The organism is Mucilaginibacter sp. PPCGB 2223, from assembly GCF_001705515.1.
Taxonomy (GTDB): domain Bacteria; phylum Bacteroidota; class Bacteroidia; order Sphingobacteriales; family Sphingobacteriaceae; genus Mucilaginibacter.
On record NZ_MDJS01000001.1, the window covers coordinates 57181 to 79430 of the forward strand.

General features: G+C 47.2%; 19 protein-coding genes. 10 read left to right on the forward strand and 9 right to left on the reverse strand.

Features of this window, described 5'->3' with window-relative positions:
• Position 1 precedes the first annotated feature (1 nt).
• Positions 2 to 316 carry a helix-turn-helix transcriptional regulator gene (locus BEL04_RS00260; protein ID WP_065998927.1) on the reverse strand — a complete coding sequence of 105 codons (315 nt, stop codon included), beginning with the start codon at positions 314 to 316 and terminating at the stop codon, positions 2 to 4.
• A 163-nt stretch (positions 317 to 479) separates the two neighbouring features.
• Positions 480 to 2783 carry a glycoside hydrolase family 3 C-terminal domain-containing protein gene (locus tag BEL04_RS00265; RefSeq protein WP_065998928.1) on the reverse strand — a complete coding sequence of 768 codons (2304 nt, stop codon included), beginning with the start codon at positions 2781 to 2783 and terminating at the stop codon, positions 480 to 482.
• A gap of 383 nt (positions 2784 to 3166) precedes the next feature.
• Here BEL04_RS00265 and BEL04_RS00270 point away from each other — a divergent pair, with 383 nt between their 5' ends.
• Complete coding sequence (locus tag BEL04_RS00270) at positions 3167 to 4708, forward strand: hypothetical protein (protein WP_065998929.1); 1542 nt, start codon at positions 3167 to 3169, stop codon at positions 4706 to 4708.
• Positions 4709 to 4833: 125 nt separating this feature from the next.
• Here BEL04_RS00270 and BEL04_RS00275 read toward each other — a convergent pair whose 3' ends face one another.
• Entirely contained in the window at positions 4834 to 5523 is a 690-nt protein-coding gene (locus tag BEL04_RS00275) for a GDSL-type esterase/lipase family protein (RefSeq protein ID WP_065998930.1), read from the reverse strand.
• A 108-nt stretch (positions 5524 to 5631) separates the two neighbouring features.
• On the opposite strand from BEL04_RS00275, the gene uxuA reads away from it, so the two are divergent.
• On the forward strand, positions 5632 to 6837 hold the full coding sequence (gene uxuA / locus BEL04_RS00280) for a mannonate dehydratase (protein WP_254659495.1): 1206 nt from the start codon (positions 5632 to 5634) through the stop codon (positions 6835 to 6837).
• A gap of 79 nt (positions 6838 to 6916) precedes the next feature.
• Entirely contained in the window at positions 6917 to 7795 is an 879-nt protein-coding gene (locus tag BEL04_RS00285) for a nucleoside phosphorylase (protein WP_065998936.1), read from the forward strand.
• A gap of 55 nt (positions 7796 to 7850) precedes the next feature.
• Here the strand turns inward: BEL04_RS00285 and BEL04_RS00290 are convergent, their stop codons facing one another.
• Positions 7851 to 8342: an Lrp/AsnC family transcriptional regulator gene (locus BEL04_RS00290; protein WP_065998938.1), complete on the reverse strand. Its 492-nt coding sequence runs from the start codon at positions 8340 to 8342 to the stop codon at positions 7851 to 7853.
• 226 nt (positions 8343 to 8568) lie between these two features.
• Here BEL04_RS00290 and BEL04_RS00295 point away from each other — a divergent pair, with 226 nt between their 5' ends.
• The 7 genes from BEL04_RS00295 (at position 8569) to preA (ending at position 18824) form a co-directional block, all read left to right on the forward strand.
• Positions 8569 to 10026 carry a CoA-acylating methylmalonate-semialdehyde dehydrogenase gene (locus BEL04_RS00295; RefSeq protein WP_065998940.1) on the forward strand — a complete coding sequence of 486 codons (1458 nt, stop codon included), beginning with the start codon at positions 8569 to 8571 and terminating at the stop codon, positions 10024 to 10026.
• Positions 10027 to 10256: 230 nt separating this feature from the next.
• Positions 10257 to 11612 (forward strand): aminotransferase class III-fold pyridoxal phosphate-dependent enzyme, encoded by a 1356-nt coding sequence (locus BEL04_RS00300; RefSeq protein ID WP_065998942.1) that lies wholly within the window; start codon positions 10257 to 10259, stop codon positions 11610 to 11612.
• A 17-nt stretch (positions 11613 to 11629) separates the two neighbouring features.
• Positions 11630 to 13129, forward strand: a complete 1500-nt coding sequence (locus tag BEL04_RS00305; protein ID WP_065998944.1) for an NCS1 family nucleobase:cation symporter-1 — start codon at positions 11630 to 11632, stop codon at positions 13127 to 13129.
• Positions 13130 to 13496: 367 nt separating this feature from the next.
• Positions 13497 to 14879 carry a dihydropyrimidinase gene (gene hydA, locus BEL04_RS00310; RefSeq protein ID WP_065998949.1) on the forward strand — a complete coding sequence of 461 codons (1383 nt, stop codon included), beginning with the start codon at positions 13497 to 13499 and terminating at the stop codon, positions 14877 to 14879.
• A gap of 181 nt (positions 14880 to 15060) precedes the next feature.
• Entirely contained in the window at positions 15061 to 15927 is an 867-nt protein-coding gene (locus tag BEL04_RS00315; RefSeq protein WP_175403969.1) for a nitrilase-related carbon-nitrogen hydrolase, read from the forward strand.
• 197 nt (positions 15928 to 16124) lie between these two features.
• Positions 16125 to 17465 (forward strand): NAD(P)-dependent oxidoreductase, encoded by a 1341-nt coding sequence (locus BEL04_RS00320; protein WP_065998953.1) that lies wholly within the window; start codon positions 16125 to 16127, stop codon positions 17463 to 17465.
• A 90-nt stretch (positions 17466 to 17555) separates the two neighbouring features.
• Positions 17556 to 18824 (forward strand): NAD-dependent dihydropyrimidine dehydrogenase subunit PreA, encoded by a 1269-nt coding sequence (gene preA, locus BEL04_RS00325; protein WP_065998962.1) that lies wholly within the window; start codon positions 17556 to 17558, stop codon positions 18822 to 18824.
• Between the two features lie 81 nt (positions 18825 to 18905).
• Here the strand turns inward: preA and BEL04_RS00330 are convergent, their stop codons facing one another.
• From BEL04_RS00330 to BEL04_RS00350, 5 genes are read right to left on the reverse strand one after another with little or no spacing between them, the layout of a single operon-like run.
• Entirely contained in the window at positions 18906 to 19433 is a 528-nt protein-coding gene (locus BEL04_RS00330; RefSeq protein WP_083227696.1) for a peroxiredoxin, read from the reverse strand.
• A 60-nt stretch (positions 19434 to 19493) separates the two neighbouring features.
• Positions 19494 to 20045: a CAP domain-containing protein gene (locus tag BEL04_RS00335; protein ID WP_083227851.1), complete on the reverse strand. Its 552-nt coding sequence runs from the start codon at positions 20043 to 20045 to the stop codon at positions 19494 to 19496.
• Between the two features lie 44 nt (positions 20046 to 20089).
• Entirely contained in the window at positions 20090 to 21031 is a 942-nt protein-coding gene (locus tag BEL04_RS00340; RefSeq protein WP_065998967.1) for a phosphatase PAP2 family protein, read from the reverse strand.
• A gap of 1 nt (position 21032) precedes the next feature.
• Entirely contained in the window at positions 21033 to 21653 is a 621-nt protein-coding gene (locus BEL04_RS00345) for a sterol desaturase family protein (protein ID WP_065998969.1), read from the reverse strand.
• 10 nt (positions 21654 to 21663) lie between these two features.
• Positions 21664 to 22248: a DUF4833 domain-containing protein gene (locus BEL04_RS00350; protein WP_065998971.1), complete on the reverse strand. Its 585-nt coding sequence runs from the start codon at positions 22246 to 22248 to the stop codon at positions 21664 to 21666.
• Positions 22249 to 22250: the final 2 nt, after the last annotated feature.

Genomic DNA, 22250 nt, shown 5'->3' on the forward strand with positions numbered 1-22250 from the left:
TTTATGGTTTGTGATCTTTTTCGAGGAAATCGCCAAGGGCGTCGAGCTTATCGTTCCAGAAGACGCGGTATTGCTCCACCCAGCCGGCCACCTGGTTGAGCGATTTTAAATTGGCCTGGCAGTAACGCTCGCGGCCTTGTTGTTTGATCGTGATCAGGCCGCATTCGGTCAGTATCCTGATGTGTTTGGATATGGCCGGCCGGCTCACGTTAAAATTGTCGGCAACCGAGTTAAGGTTTAAGCTCTGATGCGCCAGCATATTAATGATCTGGCGGCGGGTAGGGTCGGCAATTGCCTGGAAAACGTCTCTGCGCATTTTTTGATATGTAACCGTTTGGTTTCAAATATAAATGTAACCGTTCGGTTTCGCAAGTAAAAATGCAAAATAAAAACCCTCTCTAAATTCCCCCTGTGGGGGAGACTTGAAAGAAGGCCTTTGGCTTTAAACCCTCCCTTCCGGGAAGGTTGGGAGGGGCTAATTACTTCCCTTTCAACTCCGATATCTCTACCGGTAATTCAAAAGCTTTATGATCATTTTCGGTAACGATAGGCGCAGGAACTGTAAAGACAGCCGCCTGCTTAATGTCTCTCGATGATGCACCGGCTTTTAAGGTGTATTTGCCTGCATCGGTTATCCATTCAGATTGAGCGGTATGGTACGAGGCAAGGTCGTTTACGCTGATGTTAAATGTCAGCACCTGCGATTCGCCGGGCTGCAGCAGCTTGGTTTTGCCAAAGGCACGCAGTTCCTGCACGGGTTTATCGATGCTTTTTGCCGGGGCGCTAACGTAAATCTGCACTACCTGTTTACCTGCCACGCCGCCGGTATTTTTAACGCTTACAGCAGCGGTGAGGTTTTTGGTCATGGTCGATGTGTTGAGTTTGAGCCCGCTGATAGAGAAGTTAGTGTACGATAAGCCGTAACCAAATTCGTATTGCGGTTTAACGTTAAAAGTATCATAATAGCGGTAGCCTACATAGATGCCTTCCTGGTAAATTACCTGTTCGGGTTTACCTTCGGGCGTGCCGGGGAAGTTTTTGGCCGAAGGCACATCGGTATAAGTTACCGGGAAGGTAGTAGCCAGTTTGCCCGATGGATTTACTTTGCCGCTTAACACATCCGCTATAGCGTTACCGGCCTCTAAACCCGGCTGCCAGGCTAAAAGAATGGCATCGGCATCGTCCTGCCAGCCGTTCATGTCGATCACACCGCCGATGTTGAGAACGATAACTACTTTTTTACCCTGGTGGTGGAAGGCAGTGGCTATTTTTTTAATCTGCTGTTTTTCGGCATCGGTCAAATTGTAATTGGTTTGCAGGTTACGGTCCGACCCTTCGCCCGCGTTACGGCCGATAGTGATTAGAGCAATATCGGTGCTGCCCGATCTTTTATTGATCATCTCTTCACTTTCCATGAATTCGGCAGGAGCAGGAGCGCGTCGCCCTGCCGGGGCCTTAGCTTTTTCCTGTTTTAAATAGGTGGTATAATCATAGGTTAAACCGGCATCACATATATAGCCGGCATTGTCCAAACCTTGCCTAACCGATACCACATAAGCCTTATTAACATCGCCGCTGCCTGTACCGCCTGCGATAGTATTGTACGATGCATTACCAAAGGCAGCAATCACTTTGACACCTTTAAGCGGCAGAGTGTGATCATCGTTCTTCAGCAGCACCATTCCTTCGGTAGCAGCTTGCCGCGATATTTCGGCGTGAGCCTTTAAGTCGGGTTTGTTGCTGTACTGATAATGTTTGAATGAAGGCGACTGGAGAACAATATTGAGGATATGTTCCACATTCTCGTCCAGTGCCTTCACCGAAAGAGAATCATGCTGAACCGCGGATATGATGGCCTGCGTTTGAGACGGCCTGCCGGGTTCGATGAGGTCGTTGCCGGCTTTCATCTCATCAACCCAGTTACGGCCTCCGCCCCAGTCGGTCATCACAAAACCTTTAAAATGCCATTCATCCCGCAATACGGTCGTGATCAGGTCATGCCGCTCGGCGGTATAGGTACCATTTATTTTGTTGTACGATGACATCACCGTCCAGGGGTTTGATGCGGCGATAGCTATACGGAAGCCACGAAGGTATATTTCGCGCAAAGCACGCTCGCTTACCAGGGTATTGATGGTGGTGCGGTTAGTTTCCTGGTTGTTGGCCGCAAAGTGTTTGATGGATGTGCCTACACCGTTTGATTGCACGCCATTGATGATTGCGCCCGCCATAGTGCCGGCTATTAACGGGTCTTCGGAGTAGTATTCAAAGTTGCGGCCGTTAAGCGGGTTGCGGTGAATGTTGACACCGGGCGCCAGTAAGATATCCACACCATATTCTAAAACCTCGTTGCCAAAGGCTTTGCCTACACGGTTTACTAAGGCAGGGTCCCAGCTCGAAGCCAGCAAAGTGCCTACTGGGAAAGCCGTTGCATAATAGGTTTTGGTGCTGTCGCCGTTACGGATGGGCTGGATGCGTACCCCGGCAGGGCCGTCGCTCAATACCATCGAAGGGATGCCCAAACGCGGTATTGCAGCCGTATTGCCCGCCGCGCCAGGCACTTTGGCTTGCGTAGCGCCTATCATGGCGCCGCCCGCCATGGTGCTTTGGTTTGCCGGTGGTTTAGAAGCGCCGACCACCAGGGTGGCCTTTTCTTCTAAAGTCATGGCAGCGATAACTTCCTTAACGCTGTTTTTGCCCAGTTGCGGTACGGTTTGCGCAAACGAGGTCAGGCTGCAGCTGATCATTGCCAGCACGACGATAGGTTTAGGTAGATTCATCATGGTTTGATAATTGGTGAATCTAAGATATAATAAACTAAGTGTAAGTTATACACTGTGGTGGAAAAATGTTGATTAGGTTTATTGAATTGATGGAGCGAGTGGTTTTAAAACTATTCACCTGATAAACTTAATTAACTCAATCAACTGATTGGCTGTACCAACATTAAGCTAATGAGGTAATTAATTACCCTGTACTGTTGTGTGAGCGAGCTATAAAGCGTGAAGCAAGAAGCTGGAAGCAAAGAAAAGCTTCCGGCTATTGGCTTCCGGCTTAGCGCTTTCTTACCTTTATGTTAATATTACTGAACAATACGCCAATTACAAAAGCTAAATATGAGGCGATTATAGGTTAATTGCCTCATATTTATCAATTAACATACCCAATGATGAAACTACGCCCCATAAGATTTGCCCGGCCGTTTTTATGTTTTGCTTTAACCCTTACGGGGATAATCAGCTATGCGCAAAAAAGCGGATGGGTATACCCCGGCCCCGATGGCAAGCTGATTTATAAAGCTTTGCCCATGGGCGATAAGATCATGGATTTTTCGTATGCAGGTTATATGGGCGGAGGTATTAGTCTGCCCGATGTTGCTGTAAAGCTAACGTTGAACCCAGTAGATGGAGATAATGCCGAAGCGATACAAAATGCCATCGACCAGGTATCGAAAATGCCTTTGGTGAATGGTTTCCGCGGAGCAGTACTGCTGAATGCCGGTAAGTACGATTGCTCAAAAACTTTAAATATCAATACAAGCGGCGTGGTGTTACGCGGAGCTGGTTCGGGCGAAAAAGGTACGGTTATTAACATGACCGGCGATCCGCATGTATGTGTCGCCGTTCGGGTGCGTACCTCGGCAAACCCGGCCTGGCCAAAAACAACCCTGGCTGATGCTTATGTGCCATCGGCAGCCAAAACCTTTAATGCTGCCAGTGTGGAAGGTTTTGCTGCGGGCGATATCATCCAGATCACCCGAGTTGTAACACCGCAATGGCTGGCCTTTATGGGTATGGATAACCTGGTGCGCGATGGAAAAAAAGAGACCTGGGTAAACGGCGATATTATTACAGAGCGCGTTATCGAAAAGATTTCGGGCGGCAGCATTACAGTTAGCGTACCGTTAAGTGATTCGTACGATGCCAAATATACCGGGGCGGTAACCGTACAAAAAGTAAACATCGCTGGCGAGCAATCACAGATAGGTATCGAAAACTTCCGTATCGTATCGGCGGCACAGTCGGTAACTATTACACAAGGCCATAACAGCGGCATCAATATGGGTGGGATAAGTGATGCCTGGATACGAAACATTGAACTGTTTAATACGGTAAACAGCGTAAGTATTACCGGCAAGCGCATTACAGTTGATAATTTAAGCATTATGCACGATGTGCCGACCTTGGGTTCGGCAAAGCCGGCAGACCTGAACGGCAGCGGCAGCCAGGTATTGTTTAACCGCTGCACCATAACGGGCGATAATGTATTTTACCTGGCCACTGGCCCAAAAGTTTCGGGGCCTGTAGTGTTGCTGAACTGCGTGTTTAAAGGCGGCGGATGGATACAGCCGCACCAGCGCTGGGCAACAGGTTTGCTGGTTGATAACTGCCAGGTGCCGGGCGGAGGCATTGAGTTTATGAACCGCGGCGAAATGGGCTCGGGGCATGGCTGGGCCATAGGTTGGGCCGTGGCCTGGAACTGTACGGCTAAAAACTTTTTAAACCAGCAGCCTCCGGGTTCGCAAAACTGGCTCATAGGCTGTAAAGGTGATATCGAGCATAAAGCCATGCCTTTCGAAAAAACAAATCCGATACTACCTGATGGTATTATCGATTCACAAAATAAACCGGTTGCCCCGCAGAGCCTGTATCTCATACAACTCAAGGAAAGGCTTGGTGTGCAGGCGTTGAGGAATATTGGGTATTGAAAAAATGTGTAATGTCACACGGCTGTTAATATCGAACACCGAATGTTGAATGCCGAATTTCGAAATTACTTCGATGTTGGATATTCAATATTCATTATTCGATATTGATTTTATCAAGTGATTTATCAATTAGCCATAAAATACGGCCGCAACACTTTATCCCAGCGATCGTAGCCTTTGGAGTTGAGATGCAGCATATCCGCTTCAAATAGCGATGGGTCGGAGTGCTCATCGCTTATCAGCAAACAATCGGCAATATTGATATAATGCAGGTTTTTTTGAGTTTTGGTAAAAGCCTTCAGCAATATATTGGTTTGCCTAACAACAGCGCTGAATTTAGCCCGGCTCGGGCTGTATTTTACCGAGAGGAAGTAGATCTGCGTTCGGGGGAGTTTGGCTTTGATCATGGCAGTTAACTTTTTATAATTTTCCATCAACTTACCGGCAGTAGCACCAGCAGCAATATCGTTTTCGCCAACATACACGAACACTTTGGCAGGCCGGTATGGAAACACCACATAAGGCAGATAATAATCGACAAACTGGGCCAGTGTCGACCCGCCTATACCACGACGGATCAATTTAGGATTGGGGAAACGCGTTTCAAAATCGCTCCATTTACGCACCGACGAACTGCCGATAAACACATAACCATCTTTAGGCGGAGCGTTTAAACTGTCTTTAACATGGAAGGCTTTAAGCTCTTCGGCAAAGGGCATAGCCTTTTGCTGGGCGCTTGCAAAATTATACAACGAGTTTAAAATGAAGATGATCGCGAAAGCGAATAAAATAAGTCTGCGATTTTTTAAATACATCTTTATCTACTTAAACGTTTAATTGGTTTAGCTAATTTAATAATGATATTGATAAAAGATATTGTAAACAGATTTCCTATTTTTAGCGCCGCTTACACCTAACCAAAAATGAGTATAATTACAGATAAAAGCCAGGCCAAAGGCTTTAATATGATACAGACCATGCGCTGGTACGGCCCTAACGACCCGGTAAGTTTAGCCGATATACGCCAGGCCGGGTGCAGCGGCGTGGTAACCGCATTGCACCACATCCCTAACGGTACCGTTTGGACGATAGAAGAAATAAAAAAACGCCAGGCTTTGATTGAAGCTGCAGGCATGACCTGGGATGTTGTTGAAAGCGTGCCTGTGCACGAAGCCATCAAAACACAAACATCAGGCTTTGAGCAATACATCGAAAATTATAAGCAAAGCATCGTCAACCTGGCGCATTGCGGCATAAATGTAGTTACCTACAACTTTATGCCTGTGCTGGACTGGACACGTACCGACCTGGCCTACGAAGTGGAAGACGGCTCGAAGGCGCTACGCTTTGAAAAAGCAGCTTTTATTGCTTTTGATGTATTTATCCTGAAACGTAACGGGGCCGAAGCCGAATATACTGCCGAAGAACTCGAACGTGCAAAGGTACGTTTTGAAGGTATGAGCGCCGATGATAAAAAACTGCTGGAGCGTAACATCATAGCCGGTTTGCCCGGAAGTGAGGAAAGTTTTACAGTAGAGCAGTTTCAGCTGGCGCTGGACGCCTATAAAAATGTGGATGCGGCTCAGCTGCGCAGCAACCTGATCTACTTTTTACAGCGGATCATGCCGGTTGCCGATGAACATGGTGTGAAGATGGTGATCCATCCTGACGATCCGCCGTACCCGATATTGGGTTTGCCGCGCGTGGTAAGCACCGCATCGGATATTGAAGCATTAATAACAGCTGTGCCATCGTTAAACAACGGTTTGTGTTTTTGCACAGGTTCGTATGGAGTAAGACCTGATAACGACCTGCCTGGTATGGTGCGCCAGTTTGGCCATCGTATCAATTTTATCCATCTGCGCGCTACCAAACGAAACGAGTTTGGCGATTTTTATGAAGATAACCACCTCGAGGGCGACGTGGATATGTACAATGTGGTAAAAGAACTATTGCATGTGATGCAGGAGCGCAAGATCAGGATAGCAATGCGCCCCGATCACGGCCACCAGATGCTTGACGATCTGAAAAAGAAAACCAACCCGGGTTACTCTGCCATTGGCAGATTGCGCGGTTTGGCCGAATTGCGTGGTTTGGAAATGGGGATAGCCCGATCATTAAACTACTAACCAAAATATAAATCAGGTCATTCTGTCCCGCTACCTGTCGGGCCGGGATGGCTTTTTGTTTCCTGTAAAACAATAGCATATGGCTAATCGTATTGCCGAATCGGAACTGATCATTAATGATCGCGGGGGGGCTTATCACCTGGATTTGCGCCCGGATGAACTGGCGCTGGACGTGATCACCGTAGGCGACCCGGAGCGGGTAGGCGAGGTGAGTAAGCACTTCGACAGTGTTGAAGTAACGCGCCATCACCGCGAATTTGTGACCCACACCGGCTATATCGGCAAAAAGCGTTTCTCGGTGGTGTCAACCGGTATCGGTACCGATAACATCGACATCGTTTTTAACGAACTTGATGCTTTGATCAATATCGATTTCGAAAGCCGAACCATTAATCCGCAATTAAAGCAACTCAATATTGTACGTATCGGTACCTCGGGCTCCTTACAGCGCGAAATACCGGTGGATAGTTTTTTAGTTTCGACACACGGCCTGGGTATCGATAACCTGCTTAATTTTTATCAATATAATCCTACTGAAGACGAGAAAGCACTTTTGCAGGCTTTTATTACACAAACGGGTTTAAGCGCTAAATCGGCAGGCCCGTATGTTACGCCTTGCAGCGATAGTTTGGCCAAACACTTTCAGGATGGTTTTCACCATGGTATTACGGTAACCTGCCCTGGTTTTTACGGCCCGCAGGGGCGCGTGTTGCGCTTGCCATTAAGCAATCCTGATTTTATAGATAACCTTACCCACTTTAATCATGACGGTCATCGCATCAGTAATTTTGAGATGGAAACGGCCGGTATTTACGGTCTCGGTACGTTGTTGGGACACAATGTGTTAAGCCTTAATGCCATTATGGCTAACCGCATTGTCGGCGAATTCTCTAAAGATAGCGCTAAAACGATGGAGAGCCTGATCGTGAAAACGCTGGGGATATTGACGTCTATCTAAAAAAATAGCGATGGGTTTCAAACCCATCGCTATCCGAATAATTGTATTTTTCTGTTTATCTCTCCAGCAACCCCAGGTTGGGCTGGGCATATTTATACACCTTAAAATAAATGGTGGTTTTGGTTTGGTAGATGCCTTCTATCTCGGATATCTTATTGATAAAATCTTCCAGATGATCATTATCGCGGCACATGACGTCGATCTCCAGGTCGTAATCGCCGGATGTACCCGCCAAAAAGCTCACCTCGGGCATCGCGGCAATTTGCTTGGCAACGTTTTCCTTTAACAAGGCCGGGCGGATATAAACCGCGATATGCGCGTAAGAATGAAAACCCACTTTTGCCGGGTCGATACGGCCGATGATACTTACGATCCCTTCGTTTAATAAACGGTTAAAACGGGTACGGATGGTACCAATAGAAACATTCAGGTTATCGGCTATAATGGTAAATGAGGTGCGGCCGTCATTTTGTAAATAACTCAGGATGGCAAAATCCGTTTCGTCTAAAATTGCATTTGATTTTACTGTAACTTTATTTTTTTCCATATGAATGGTATAACGGATCGGTTTTTAGGCTGATAGCCGGTGAATTATTTTTTATTTGCCTCTATCAAATATGCAAAATTTGCAGATAATTACATAGTTTTATAAAAAATATGTAGCAAGTATCAATTCTTTTGCTAAATTTGATTGACATAAACCTCCGCTTTACAGCTAAAAAGGCTTACAAGGGCTAAATATAAATAATGCGGTTACAAAATCAATAGTTTAAATGAAATACACAAAAGTTCAGAATTTTATAAACGGGCAATTTGTTGATGCGCAGGGTACCGGCTACCTGGATGTAATATCGCCGGTTAATGGCGTTTTGTTATCGCAGGTGCCATTATCTGCGCAAGCCGATCTGGATAAGGCGGTAGCCTCGGCGAAGGCTGCTTTTAAAGAATGGTCGCAAACGCCGATCAAAGTACGTGTGCAGGTGTTTTTTAAATACAAAACCCTGCTGGAGAAAAACCTGGTAGAGCTATCGAAACTGGTTGAAGAAGAAAACGGCAAAACTTATACCGAGGCTGTAGCCGAGATTGAAAAAGCGATAGAACTGGCCGAATTTGCCTGCTCGCTGCCGCAACTGGTTACCGGCGAACTACTGGAAGTAAGCAAAGGCATTGAGTGCCGTACCGAATACGTGCCTTTGGGCGTTGTGGCATCTATTGTGCCGTTCAACTTCCCGAGCATGGTGCCTAACTGGACAATACCTAACGCCATTGCCTTAGGTAATTGTATGATACTAAAACCATCCGAAAAAGTGCCTTTGAGCGTTGGCCGTATAGCCGAACTGCTGAAAGAGGCCGGTTTGCCCGATGGTGTTTTAAATATTGTACATGGCGACAGTAAAATGGTGGAAGCGATCTGCGATCACCCGGGTGTTGAAGCGGTATCTTTCGTAGGCTCGACCAAAGTGGCCAAAATTGTTTATCAACGCGCTACAGGTAACCTGAAACGCTGCCTGGCTTTAGGCGGTGCCAAAAACCACCTGCTGGTATTGCCGGATGCTATCCCGGGGATGACGGCGCAAAACATTACCGCCTCGATGAGCGGCTGTGCAGGCCAGCGTTGTATGGCAGCGTCGGCTATGGTTGGGGTAGGCGCGGTTGATCATATTATCGATCAGTTAGTTGCTGAAGCCAAAAAAGTTATACCGGGCGAAAACTTAGGCGCAGTGATCAGCAAGGAATCGATGGATCGCATTAATAATTACATTACCAGCGCCGAAAAACAAGGTGCCAAGATTTTATTAGACGGACGTAATGCCAAGGTAGCTGGTAAAGAGGAAGGCTATTATGTTGGCCCTACGGTGATAGACCATGTTACTCCGGATATGGATGTGGCCAGAGAAGAGATCTTCGGCCCGGTGATCAGCATTATGCGTACCAATACTTTGGATGAGGCTTTGGCGATAGAGAACGCAAACCCTTATGGCAACGCAGCTTCGGTATTTACGCAGAGCGGTGGCGCGGCACGTTATGTGATGACCCACGCCAGCGCGGGTATGGTAGGCGTTAACGTTGGCGTACCTGTACCGCGTGAGCCGTTTTCGTTCGGTGGATGGAACGAAAGCCGTTTTGGCGTCGGCGATATTACCGGCAAAAGCTCGATAGAGTTTTGGACGAAATTGAAAAAATCGACCACCAAGTGGAATCCGGAAGCAGGGGTGAACTGGATGAGTTGATTTAGTTTATTGGTTCATTAGTTGAATAGTTCATTGGTCTGTTCTGAGTTAGAGCTATCGAACTTTGCCACTAATGAACCAGTGACCATTGAACTAATGACAGAATGCGTTAGGGATAACAGCGGATACCGGCCTTGTGGCTAAGGCCAGAAGCAGTATGAGCGGATAGCCCGGCCCGTAGGGAACGCCCAATTTGAAAAGAATATTTAGAAACGATTAAATACAAGAACATGTCGTTAACAGAAACATTAACCGAGACCGAGCAAATTGTCCAGGATAATATGGATTATACGCTCTTTTCGTGGAGCAAACAAAAAGGCATCGACCCGATTGCGGTAAAATATGCCGAAGGTATTTACCTGTACGATTACGAAGGTAAACGCTATATGGATTTTTCATCGGGATTGATGAACGTGAACATAGGCCACGGTAACCAGCGGGTTACGCAAGCTGTTGTTGAGCAGATGCAGCAGGTGAGTTACGTTACGCCAACCTGTGTAACCAAGGCACGCGGCGAACTGGGTAAAAAACTGGCGGAGATCAGTCCGGGTAATTTAACCAAAACTTTATTTACTGTTTGTGGAGCTACAGCTATTGAAAACGCTATAAAGTTGGCCCGTTTGTACACTGGCCGACATAAAATTATTGCCCGTTACCGCGCTTACCATGGCGCAACGTATGGTGTGATGACCGCGGGTGGCGACCCGCGCAAGATAGCGTCGGACGCGCAGCAGGCACCCAACTTTGTGCATGTGGAAGACCCGTATTGCTATCGCTGCCCCTGGGGGAAAGAGATGAACAGTTGTAACCGCGAGTGCGTGAGCCATATTGAGCGGGTGATTGATTTTGAAGGCCCGCATACGGTGGCCGCCATTTTGATGGAGGGCGAAAGCGGTACTTCGGGTTGTATTAAATACCCGCCTGATTATCTGAAAAAATTGCGTGCCTTGTGCGACAAACACGGCATTTTATTAATTGCCGATGAGGTAATGAGCGGTTTTGGTCGTACCGGGCATTGGTTTGGTGTGGATAATCATGGTGGTATTGTGCCGGATATGATCGCGACAGCGAAGGGTATTACTGCCGGCTACCTGCCTTTGGGTGCTTTGATTGTAACGGATAAGATTGCCGCTACTTTTGATGATAAGCCGCTGATGCTGGGTTTAACCTATTCGGCACACCCGGTTGCCTGCGCTGCCGGTGTAGAAACACTGAAGATATACGAGGATGAAAACCTGATTGAAAATGCCGCCAACATGGGCGCTTATATTGAGGAATGTGTTGAGGAGATGAAAAAAACACACCCAAGCATAGGCGATTTCAGGAATACGGGCTTGCTGGGTTGTTTTGAACTGGTGAAAAACCGCAATACCAAAGAGCCGATGGCGCCATACAATGCCAAACCCGATGAGATGGCAATTATGAACAAGGTAGCAGCCAAGATCAAAGAGCTGGGCATGTATGCCTTTGTGCGTTGGAATTATGTGTTCATCGCGCCGCCGTTGACCATTACTAAAGAGCAGGTTGACGAAGGTTTGGCAATTATAGCAGAGGCTTTAAAAATTGCCGACGAGTACGTATATTGAGGTTTTAATTTACCTATATGCACAACGCCCCTGAAATAGCCAACGAAGTAATAGATTCGGAACTGCACAGCGAAGACCTTGCAGCCATACCGATGGACAAACGTACCTGGGATACCTGGAACTACGCCGCGTTATGGATAAGCATGAGCCTGTGCATACCTACCTATATGCTGGCCAGTTCGCTGATTGAGGGCGGCATGAACTGGTGGCAATCAATCCTCACTATTTTGGTGGGGAATACCATAGTGCTCATCCCCATGATATTGAACGGCAGGGCAGGAGCCAAATATGGTATCCCGTTCCCGGTATTTGCCAGGGCGAGTTTTGGGGTAAAAGGAGCTAACATCCCGGCAATGCTACGTGCTGTGATCGCCTGTGGCTGGTTTGGTATACAAACCTGGATAGGTGGTTTTGCGGTTTACCAGATGGTGCGGCTGTGGATACCGTCGATCGATTCTCTACCGCAAATATTTCCCACATCGTGGGGATTGCAAACCGGGCCGGCTATTACGTTCTTTTTGTTCTGGCTGCTGAATATGTACGTGGTTTATCTCGGCGTTGAAAGCATTAAAAAACTACTGGTATTTAAAGCGTTTTTTTTACCGGTAGCCGCACTGGCCTTATTGTTTTGGGCAATCAGCGCCGGGCATGGCCTGGGGCCCATCTTATCGCAGCCGTCAAAATTTAATTCTTTTGGTGGGTTTGCGGCTTACTTCTTCCCTGCTTTGACGGGTATGGTAGGTTTTTGGGCAACGTTATCGTTAAATATCCCCGATTTTACCCGTTATGCCAAAAGCCAGCGCGCCCAGGCCATGGGGCAGGCCATCGGTTTACCGCCATCTATGACGGTTTTTTCGTTCATTGGTGTGGTGGTTACTTCAGCAACGTTTATCATCTACGGTAAAACTATTTGGGACCCGGTGGTGCTGGCAGGTAAGTTTGACAGCAAATTTTTAGTGAGTATCGCCATGATCGCGGTTGCGCTGTCGACCCTGGCCACAAATATTGCGGCAAATATTGTTAGTCCGGCTAACGATTTTGCTAATCTGTCGCCGAAGAAGATCACTTTTACAACAGGCGGTTATATCACCGGTGTTATTGGTTTGTTGATCTTTCCGTGGAAGTTGATAGCCGATCCTTCGGGCTTTATTTTTACCTGGTTGATAGGATATTCGGCCTTACTGGGCCCGATAGGCGGCATTATGATAGCCGACTATTACTTTGTGCGCAAACAACAACTAAACGTTAAAGAACTATACAGCTACAAAGGGCGTTATACTTTTGGTAACGGTTTTAATGGCTATGCCATTATTGCTTTGTTGTGCGGTATCGTTCCTAATATCCCGGGTTTTTTAACCACGATAGGCGTGGTTGCCAAAACATCGGTTTGGCCCTGGATTGATTACCTGTACAACTATGCCTGGTTTGTGGGCTTCTTTATTTCGGGCGGGTTGTATTTGATTTTTATGCGGAGGGAAGAAGTTAGTCGAGAGTCTGGAGTTTTGAGTGTGGAGTAAGTCCGGAAGTCGGAAAGACCGTAAGTCCGAAAGCAGGCCGTAGTTAGGAGGCTCCCCTGGAGCCAAATATGAATGGTAGCTATACTACAAACAGGGTGCTCCGCTGGAGCTTAAAATATGGTTTAGACTTTTTTGACTCCAGAGGAGTCGCGTGTTTGTAGATAAAAGTATAAGAGGGCTTAGCTCCGGAGGAGCTTCCTGTTATAAAAACGGAAATGCGTTAGGGATAGTAGCGGATACCGGCCCGTGGCTAATGCCCGTGCAGTATGAGCGGATAGCCCGGCCATAGGCAACGCCCAGATAATGTGCAAATGAAAAATGATAAATGACAGAATGATCAATGATTCTGCATTAAAAAGGATAATTTATGTCGATACTGATAAAAAATGGCAGGGTTGTTACCGTTGCAGAGGATACGATAGCTGATATATACATTGAAGGCGAAACGGTTGTTGCCGTTGGCAAGAACCTGGATTATAAAGCCGATAAAGTGATCGATGCTGCAGGCATGCTGGTGTTTCCGGGTGGGATAGACCCGCATGTGCATTTGTCGATGCCATTTATGGGTACCTTTTCGAGCGATACTTATGAGACGGGTACGCGTGCAGCTTTGTTTGGCGGTACCACTACCGTGATAGACTTTGTGCTGCAAACACAAGGCAAATCGCTTAAGCATGCCCTAACCGACTGGCAATCGCGCGCTACAGGCACAGCCCTTGGCGATTACAGCTTCCACATGGCCGTGACCGATTTTAATGAAGATACCAAAGCGGAGATCAAACAAATGGTGGAGGAAGAGGGGATAACCTCGTTCAAAACATTTATGGCTTATAAAGGCGCTCTGATGATTGATGACCGTCAGATGGTTGGGTTGATGAAGGAAGTGAAGAAGCAGGGCGGGATGGTTACCGCGCATGCCACCAATGGTGATTTGATTGATTTTTTAGTTGCGAAGCATCGCGCGGAAGGTAAATTATCCCCCCTGTATCACTACCTGTCGCAACCTGAGGTAAGTGAGGCCGAAGCATCGAACCGGTTTGCTCAACTGGCGCACTATACCGGCTGCCCGGCATACATTGTTCATCTCACCTGCGAAGGAGCGTTGAACGCCGTGCGCGATATGGGCAAGGAAAATTACCAGGTGTTTGCCGAAACCTGTATCCAATACCTGATACTGGATGCATCGTTGTACGAAAAGGATTTTGAAGGTGCGAAGTGGGTGATGAGCCCGCCGCTGCGCGAGAAGAAAGATCAGGACGCCTTATGGGCCGGTATAAACCAGGGCTTGCTGCAAATTGTGGCTACAGATCATTGCCCCTTTATGTGGGAGCAAAAGCTGATGGGTAAGGACGATTTTAGCAAGATACCGAACGGGCACCCGGCGATAGAGAACAGGTTTGAGCTGCTGTACTCGGAAGGTGTGGCAAAAGGCAAGATCAGCCTGAACAAATTTGTGGAGGTGAGCAGTACCAACGCGGCCAAAATATTCGGTATGTTTCCGCGGAAGGGAACGATAGCTGTGGGCGGTGATGCCGATATCGTGATCTTCGACCCGAAAGCTAAACATAAGCTATCTGCCGAAACGCACCATATGAATGTGGATTACAGCGGTTACGAAGGCTGGGAAGTTGAAGGTAAAGTGAAAACCGTTTTACTGCGTGGTAAGGTGGCTATTGATGATAATGAATGCAAGGTGGAGAAAGGCAATGGGCAGTTTATTAAAAGGAAGAAAGTGGGCAATCATTTTTAAGCAACAAAACAAAAATGTCATTGCGAGGCGGAGCGCGCTGAAAGCAGCGACGACGTGGCAATCTCTAAGGACAATCACGTGTGCTTAGCATTTTGACTACTGTCCTCAGAGATTGCCACGCTATCGCTCGCAATGACATAAGTATATTAGTTAACTGACCTTATATAGAAAAAACATTTACATGCCAAGAATCATTAAATCGGGACTGATACAAATGAGTCTGCCGAAAACGGAGGGCGAGGGTACGATACCCGAAATTGTGGATGCCATGGTGCAGAAGCATATTCCGTATATTGAAGAAGCCGGGAGGCAGGGCGTACAGATATTGTGCCTGCAGGAGATCTTCAATACACCGTACTTCTGCCCCGGGCAGGACCCTAAATGGTACGCCTCGGCCGAAACCGTGCCCGGCCCTACGACCGACCTGATGGCCACCTATGCCAAAAAGTATAATATGGTGATCATTGTGCCGATCTACGAAAAAGAGCAGGCAGGCGTGCTGTATAATACGGCAGCGGTGATCGATGCCGACGGTACATATTTGGGTAAATACCGCAAAAACCACATCCCGCAAACCAATGGTTTTTGGGAGAAGTTCTTTTTTAAACCCGGTAACCTGGGCTACCCGGTGTTTCAAACCAAGTACGCCAAAGTAGGTGTGTATATCTGTTACGACAGGCATTTCCCGGATGGAGCACGTTGCTTGGGGCTGAACGGAGCCGAAATTGTGTACAACCCATCGGCAACGGTAAAGGGTTTATCGCAATACCTGTGGCAACTGGAACAGCCCGCACATGCGGTGGCCAACGGTTATTTTATGGGTTGCATTAACCGTGTAGGTACCGAAGCGCCCTGGAATTTGGGCAAGTTTTACGGTACATCGTACCATGTAAACCCGCGCGGGCAGATCATCGGCCAGGCATCGGAAGATAATGACGAGTTGCTGGTGAACGAGTTCGACCTGGATATGATAGACGAGGTACGCAGTACCTGGCAGTTTTTCCGCGACAGGAGACCGGAAACTTATGGGCCGATAACTGATTTGTAGTGTTTGGGATAAAAGAATAAAGAGCAAGGAGCAAAGACAAAATACAAGAGGAACTGCCTGGCTGCGATCCGATGGCCGGTTCCCTATGAAAATATTACTCATTCGCCGCGTGGCGAGGTTGAGCAGAGTTTATAGTTTAAGGTTGATAGCGCATACTGCTTTTGACTTTTAACTTTTGACTTTTAACTTAAAAAAACATGTCGATAACTAACTACCGGCTTACTACCGAACAGTACGCCGAAAACTTTTCCGATATCCACCCGCCGTTCGAGAATTTGACGGCTGCATTAGTGGAGGCTAACCGTTGCATATTTTGCTACGATGCGCCGTGTATGAAATCGTGCCCGACGAGCATTAACGTGCCCAAGTTTATCAAACAGATCGCCACCGAAAATATCAAAGGTTCGGCACATACCATCTTTTCATCCAATATTATGGGCGGGGGCTGCTCAAAAGTTTGCCCGGTTGAAAAACTGTGCGAAGGCGCCTGCGTGTATAACCTGATGGAAGAAGAACCCATCCAGATAGCGCGTTTGCAGCGTTACAGTACCGAAAAGGCCATCCAGGAAAAATGGCCCTTGTTTACCCGCAAGCCATCTAATGGTAAACGTGTAGCGGTTGTGGGTGCCGGTCCGGCAGGCTTATCGTGCGCGCACGTTTTATCCCGCGAAGGTATCGATGTAACCATTTACGAAAAGGAAGCCAAAGGCGGTGGTTTGATGACCTACGGCATTGCGGCGTACAAGGTAACGCCCGAGTTTTGCGAAGATGAGGTGCAGTATATCCTGTCGCTGGGCGGTATCGAGATCAAATACAACCAGGAGTTGGGTAAGGATATTTCGCTTGCCGAATTGCAAAGTCAATACGATGCGGTGTATTTGGGTATCGGTGTTGGTTTGGCCCGTCAGCTGGCTATTCCGGGCGAAGAACTGGATGGTGTTGTTGATGCGATCAGCTTTATTTACGATATCCGCAGCAAAGGTTACAACCAGGTTAAGGTTGGCGATAAGGTTGCCGTAATCGGTATGGGGATGACGGCCATCGATGCCGCTACCCAAGCCAAACGCTTAGGTGCTAAAGAGGTGACCATGCTTTACCGTCGTACGCAGGCCGAAATGCCTTGCACACAGGTTGAGCTGGATATTGCCATGCTTGACGGTTGTAAAATTGTATGGCTGGCAACGCCTAAAGAAGTTTTGGGTGCCGATGGAAAGGTAAAGCAATTGGTTTGCAGTATTACCACTTTGGGCGAACCCGATGCCAGCGGCCGCCGTTCGCCGGTGGATACTGGTGAAACGATAACGCTTGAGGTAGATATGGTGATCAAAGCCGCGGGGCAAATGCCTTTCGAGAAACTGGTTGCTGAAAACGTGTTGGAGAACAAATACGGCAAGATAGTTACCGATAGCCAAGGCGTAACCAGCATTGCAGGCGTGTTTGCCGGTGGCGACTGCGTTAACGGTGGTAAAGAAGTAGTAGACGCCGTACAAGCCGGAAAAGATGGCGCGACGGGAATTTTAGATTTTTTAGGTTTATAATAGTTATCAGTTTTCAGTTGCGGGTTGTCAGTTAAAAAGGCGCTCAATAACTGACAACTCACAACAAACAACTCACAACTGAAAAAAGAAATGGCAGATATATCATCAGATTTTTTAGGGATCAAATCGCCGAACCCGTTTTGGCTGGCCAGTGCGCCGCCTACGGATAAAAAACTCAACGTACTGCGTGCTTTTGAGGCAGGCTGGGGCGGGGTAGTATGGAAAACCCTGGGCAGCCAGGTAAAAAACGTATCGTCGCGCTACTCGGCGGTGGATTATCATGGCAGCAGGGTAATGGGTTTTAACAATATCGAGCTGATATCCGACAGGCCATTGGATATTAACCTGCGTGAGATACGTGAGGTGTTAAAAGAATTCCCCGACAGGGCGATGATCGTTTCGCTGATGGCGGATAATGATCGCGAAAGCTGGCACGAACTGATTAAAAAAGTGGAAGACACCGGCGCGCATGGCCTGGAGCTCAACTTCGGCTGTCCGCACGGGATGACCGAGCGCGGCATGGGTGCTGCCGTCGGGCAGGACCCGGAGATTGCCCGTATGGTGGTGGAGTGGGTAATGGAAGTGGCTACCATACCGGTTATTACCAAGCTAACACCAAACGTACACTCGGTAGTGCCCACCGGTTTGGCTTCGGTGCTGGGCGGTACTAATGCGCTTTCGCTTATCAATACCATACAATCGGTTACGGGGGTTGATTTGGATAGTTTTGTTCCTAACCCGAATGTAGGGGGCAAATCGGCCTTTGGGGGCTATTGCGGCCCGGCGGTTAAGCCCATCGCACTCAAATTTTTGACTACCATCGCACAAAACGAAATTACCCGTAGGGTACCGATCTCGGGCATCGGCGGCGTAAGCACGTGGAAAGATGCCGTTGAATTTATGCTGCTTGGCGCAAGCAACGTGCAGGTTTGTACCGCTGCCATGAAGCACGGCTTCCGCATTGTAGAGGACATGATCGAGGGCTTGAATTACTGGATGGACGACAAAGGCTTTAAAAAGCTGGATGATTTTATCGGTAAATCGGTACCGACGATGAGCAACTGGGAAGACCTGGATATCAACTACCACATTGTAGCCAACATTAACCAGGATAAATGTGTGCATTGCGGTTTGTGTTATATTGCCTGCGAGGATACTTCGCACCAATCGATAGCTTTAGATTACGGTAAGCCTTACAATAAATACACCATCAAGGAAGAGGAATGTGTGGGCTGTAACCTGTGCAAACTGGTTTGCCCGGTTGATAACTGCATCACGATGGTGGAGCAGCGAAAAGCGCCCGAATATATGAACTGGAAGGATTTTCAGCGTTTAGGCATGCCGTTGAATGATCATTGAGCCCCTTCTAAAACTCCCCGGTAGTGGAGACTTTGATATGCATTTTTCAAGCCCTCCCTGTCGGGGAGGATTGGGTGGGACTTACTGCTTCTTCATCTTCTGCACTATGGCCAACGCCTGCTGCGCGTGTTCAACTCCATGGATCATGCTGGTATAGGTAAAAGCGATCTTACCATGCAGGTCGACAACGAAGGTTTCGCGGCCGGACATGAAAAAGGAATTTTTAACCTCGAACTGCTTAAACACTTTATCCTGCGGATCGCTTAGCAAAACAAACGGTAGCTTTTCCTTATCGGCGAAGTGTTTGTGGCTGGCTACCGTGCCGCCATTAATGCCGATGACTATTGCACCGGCTCTGGTAAAATCGTCAAAGCTATCGCGAAAAGCGCAGGCTTCTTTGGTACAAACCATGCTTTCATCCTTCGGATAAAAATAAATTACCAGGGCATGTTTACCTATATGGTCGGCAACTTTAAACTCTTTACCGTTCTGATCGGTCAGCGTAAACGCCGGTATCTCATCGCCAACGGCAAGCGTTTTTTTGTTTTGGGCCTGTATCGCGAAAGGCAACAGCAGCGCGAAAAGGGTAGCGGAGAGAAACTGTTTCATAACAAGGTTTATACTAAATACGAAGGTGGGTTGTATAACGATTGATTATTCTTAATTTAACTACTTAGATTCCTTTATTACCCACTTTCCATTGTAGTGCTTGCCTTTTTCCTGGGGTATGCGGCCGCCAAAATCCTGAACCCAATAGTATTTGTATTCGGCTACGCCGATCTCTTTAAAACCTGGGTTCATCAGGTTTTTGCAATGACCAACGCTTTTAAACCATCCGGTAATTACTTCGGTGATACTGCGCTGCCCGGCGGCGATATTCTCACCAATGGTATAGCTTTGAAAACCGGTATAATTATAACCAACGGCAAAGAGCCTGTCCTGCAGGCTGCGCCCGTCGGTGCTGGTATGCGAAAAATATTCGTGCTTAGCCATGTCTCTGGCATGTTCTTCGGCCGCATCAGCTAAAATATCGTTCCAGGTAATAGGCGCTGCCGGGCGCATATAGGTGGTACCGCAATTGCAGCCTTTGGCACGAACCGTATTAATGGCAACTAAAAACTGGTCTTTAAAATCCTTATCGCTCAGATGTAAGGATTTTTGTGCGACTGCCGCAGAAAAACTCAGTAACACAAAAAGCGCTGACAATATATTGTTCTTCATATCCATTTCTCCGGATAATAAAACGCAGGGAGAGAGGCTTTGTTTTATGCAATGACCGCAGCAAAACGGTCGACAGATCGCTTAAACCGGCCGGAGTGTTCCACGATATACTCAAAGAGGCTTATGCCGATAAGACCTGTTGCAACGCCCGCGAGTACATCGAGCACGTAGTGATGGCTCAGGTATATTGCTGCGAACCAGATGCCGACCATCACTGTAGCGAAAAAAGCGGTGATCCAACCCAGTCTGTTCTTTACAGCATAGTACAAAACTACCATAGGGTAAGCCGAGTGCAGCGAGGGCATGGCTGCGAATACGTTAGAGCCTTTGGCATAGATGGAGTGAAACAGGCTAATATGAAAGTGCGCATCAAACCGGGCCAGACCGGCGGTATTGCCAGGTGTATTAGCAATGAAGTTGAATCCATGTAACTGTACGTACCAGGGCGGTGCGGCCGGGAAGGTGTAGTAAATGATGAAACCCAGGAAATTAACCAGCACAAAGGTAAGCCAGAACAAGATAAGCTGCCTGCGATGCTTAATAAACAGATATACTGCAAACAGCATGGGTACCGGTATCCAGCACAGGTAAAATATGCCGCAGATGATATCTAAAGTCGTGCTGCCATTATAGCGCCAATACTCGTTCGGCGTAAGTATTTTGCCATTGATATTGATGCCGAAAAGCCCTTTCTCGAAGTTGTAGATATCGCCGATATGAACGGTGGCATAGTTATAGTTGGGGAAGGCTTTCATATAATCGTAAATTATCCAATAGATAACGAATACAGAAAAGCCCAGGATAAACTTGCGCGAGGTAGCCGAAATATAATAACACCCGTTACATATCGCGATAAGCACCAACTGGTCAACCTTGTATCCCACCAGAGAATAAGAAATAACCAGATACGCCAGCGAAATTGCCGAAGTAACCAAAACGGTTTTAACGGAAGTAGCTGCTCCCTTTTGCCAAGAGGAGTCGCTCATGTTATTTATCGGTAAAACGCGAGCGGAATATTTTGTCCCAAAGGTCGGAGCTTACGCCATAACCGCGGGTCGGGTCCTGGTAGTGGTGCAGCATGTGGTGTTGTTTGATCTTTTTCCAGATACCCGATTTAAAATTAAAATGATGGATGGCATAGTGCGTCATGTCATATACCAGGTAACCGGTGATAAACGCCGGGAAAAAAGCATATACGTAGGTTGCAGGCAGTATGGCATTGAACAAAAAATAAAAGCTTAAAGCCAGGGGGATACTTGCCGATGGGGGCAAAACCAAACGTTTTAAATCGTTTGGATAATCGTGATGAACGCCGTGAAAAATAAAGTGTAAGCGCAGCGCCCATTTTTGTTTGGGTACATAATGGAAAATAAAGCGGTGCATAATGTATTCGACAAATGTCCATACAAACAGGCCGCCGGCTAACAGCAATATAAATGTACCTAAACCTATCGACGCTTCAAAAATGCCTTTATACAGCAGATAAATAATTACAGGCACGTAAATAATAAGAGGTATAAAAAAATGAACTTTAGACAAAGCCTCTAACAGGTCGCTCTTAAACATCCTTACCGACTCTGGCGAGTTTGATACATAATTTTTCTTCATAATAACACAATCACGGTTTAAAACGCTCTACCACTTCTTTACCTGTATCCGGGTCGGTACCCTTAATTTCGGCGTATACTACGTTGGGTATCCAAAAAGAGCCACCTTCAATCCGGAGAAATACCCGGTTCAGTATGATCTGCTTTTTGGCAACTGTGGCGTATATATGGTACTTATTATCTGTGGCCGAGCGCATTAACAGCAGCGGATATTTTTTATACGATACAAAACGCACGTCAAATTTATTATTGCCCAGTGGTTTTGTAACTAATCCGTAGGCAAATTTACGTTGAATTAAGTTAAGTTCCTCCTTTTGGCTGCGTTCGTTATATTTTATCCAATAAACGTGTATCGGGTTGTCGGGATCCAACTGGCCTGAAGCATCCTGGTTAAGGTCGTAGATGATGGTATTGGTATTCGGATCGCGCTGTACATAAAATAACCTCGGCACCGCAGGGGTAGGAAAATTGATCACCATTTTTACCTTTTTACGGGTTATCGTATCGGTTTCGTTGCCGGCTTCCGGTGAGGTTGTTGTGCCCGGATGATGAAACAGGAGCGAAAAATTGAGTAGTATGGCAAATAAAGTATTCATCG

What these genes read in the sequence shown, in the direction of transcription:
- BEL04_RS00315 (WP_175403969.1), top strand. Translation starts at nt 15,061, where the DNA reads ATGCCAAGAATCATTAAATCGGGACTGATACAAATGAGTCTGCCGAAA.
- BEL04_RS00345 (WP_065998969.1), bottom strand. Translation starts at nt 21,653, where the DNA reads ATGAAGAAAAATTATGTATCAAACTCGCCAGAGTCGGTAAGGATGTTT.
- BEL04_RS00260 (WP_065998927.1), bottom strand. Translation starts at nt 316, where the DNA reads ATGCGCAGAGACGTTTTCCAGGCAATTGCCGACCCTACCCGCCGCCAG.
- BEL04_RS00330 (WP_083227696.1), bottom strand. Translation starts at nt 19,433, where the DNA reads ATGAAACAGTTTCTCTCCGCTACCCTTTTCGCGCTGCTGTTGCCTTTC.
- BEL04_RS00305 (WP_065998944.1), top strand. Translation starts at nt 11,630, where the DNA reads ATGCACAACGCCCCTGAAATAGCCAACGAAGTAATAGATTCGGAACTG.
- BEL04_RS00290 (WP_065998938.1), bottom strand. Translation starts at nt 8,342, where the DNA reads ATGGAAAAAAATAAAGTTACAGTAAAATCAAATGCAATTTTAGACGAA.
- hydA (WP_065998949.1), top strand. Translation starts at nt 13,497, where the DNA reads ATGTCGATACTGATAAAAAATGGCAGGGTTGTTACCGTTGCAGAGGAT.
- BEL04_RS00320 (WP_065998953.1), top strand. Translation starts at nt 16,125, where the DNA reads ATGTCGATAACTAACTACCGGCTTACTACCGAACAGTACGCCGAAAAC.
- BEL04_RS00270 (WP_065998929.1), top strand. Translation starts at nt 3,167, where the DNA reads ATGATGAAACTACGCCCCATAAGATTTGCCCGGCCGTTTTTATGTTTT.
- BEL04_RS00285 (WP_065998936.1), top strand. Translation starts at nt 6,917, where the DNA reads ATGGCTAATCGTATTGCCGAATCGGAACTGATCATTAATGATCGCGGG.
- uxuA (WP_254659495.1), top strand. Translation starts at nt 5,632, where the DNA reads ATGAGTATAATTACAGATAAAAGCCAGGCCAAAGGCTTTAATATGATA.
- BEL04_RS00300 (WP_065998942.1), top strand. Translation starts at nt 10,257, where the DNA reads ATGTCGTTAACAGAAACATTAACCGAGACCGAGCAAATTGTCCAGGAT.
- BEL04_RS00295 (WP_065998940.1), top strand. Translation starts at nt 8,569, where the DNA reads ATGAAATACACAAAAGTTCAGAATTTTATAAACGGGCAATTTGTTGAT.
- BEL04_RS00275 (WP_065998930.1), bottom strand. Translation starts at nt 5,523, where the DNA reads ATGTATTTAAAAAATCGCAGACTTATTTTATTCGCTTTCGCGATCATC.
- BEL04_RS00335 (WP_083227851.1), bottom strand. Translation starts at nt 20,045, where the DNA reads ATGAAGAACAATATATTGTCAGCGCTTTTTGTGTTACTGAGTTTTTCT.
- BEL04_RS00350 (WP_065998971.1), bottom strand. Translation starts at nt 22,248, where the DNA reads ATGAATACTTTATTTGCCATACTACTCAATTTTTCGCTCCTGTTTCAT.
- preA (WP_065998962.1), top strand. Translation starts at nt 17,556, where the DNA reads ATGGCAGATATATCATCAGATTTTTTAGGGATCAAATCGCCGAACCCG.
- BEL04_RS00265 (WP_065998928.1), bottom strand. Translation starts at nt 2,783, where the DNA reads ATGATGAATCTACCTAAACCTATCGTCGTGCTGGCAATGATCAGCTGC.
- BEL04_RS00340 (WP_065998967.1), bottom strand. Translation starts at nt 21,031, where the DNA reads ATGAGCGACTCCTCTTGGCAAAAGGGAGCAGCTACTTCCGTTAAAACC.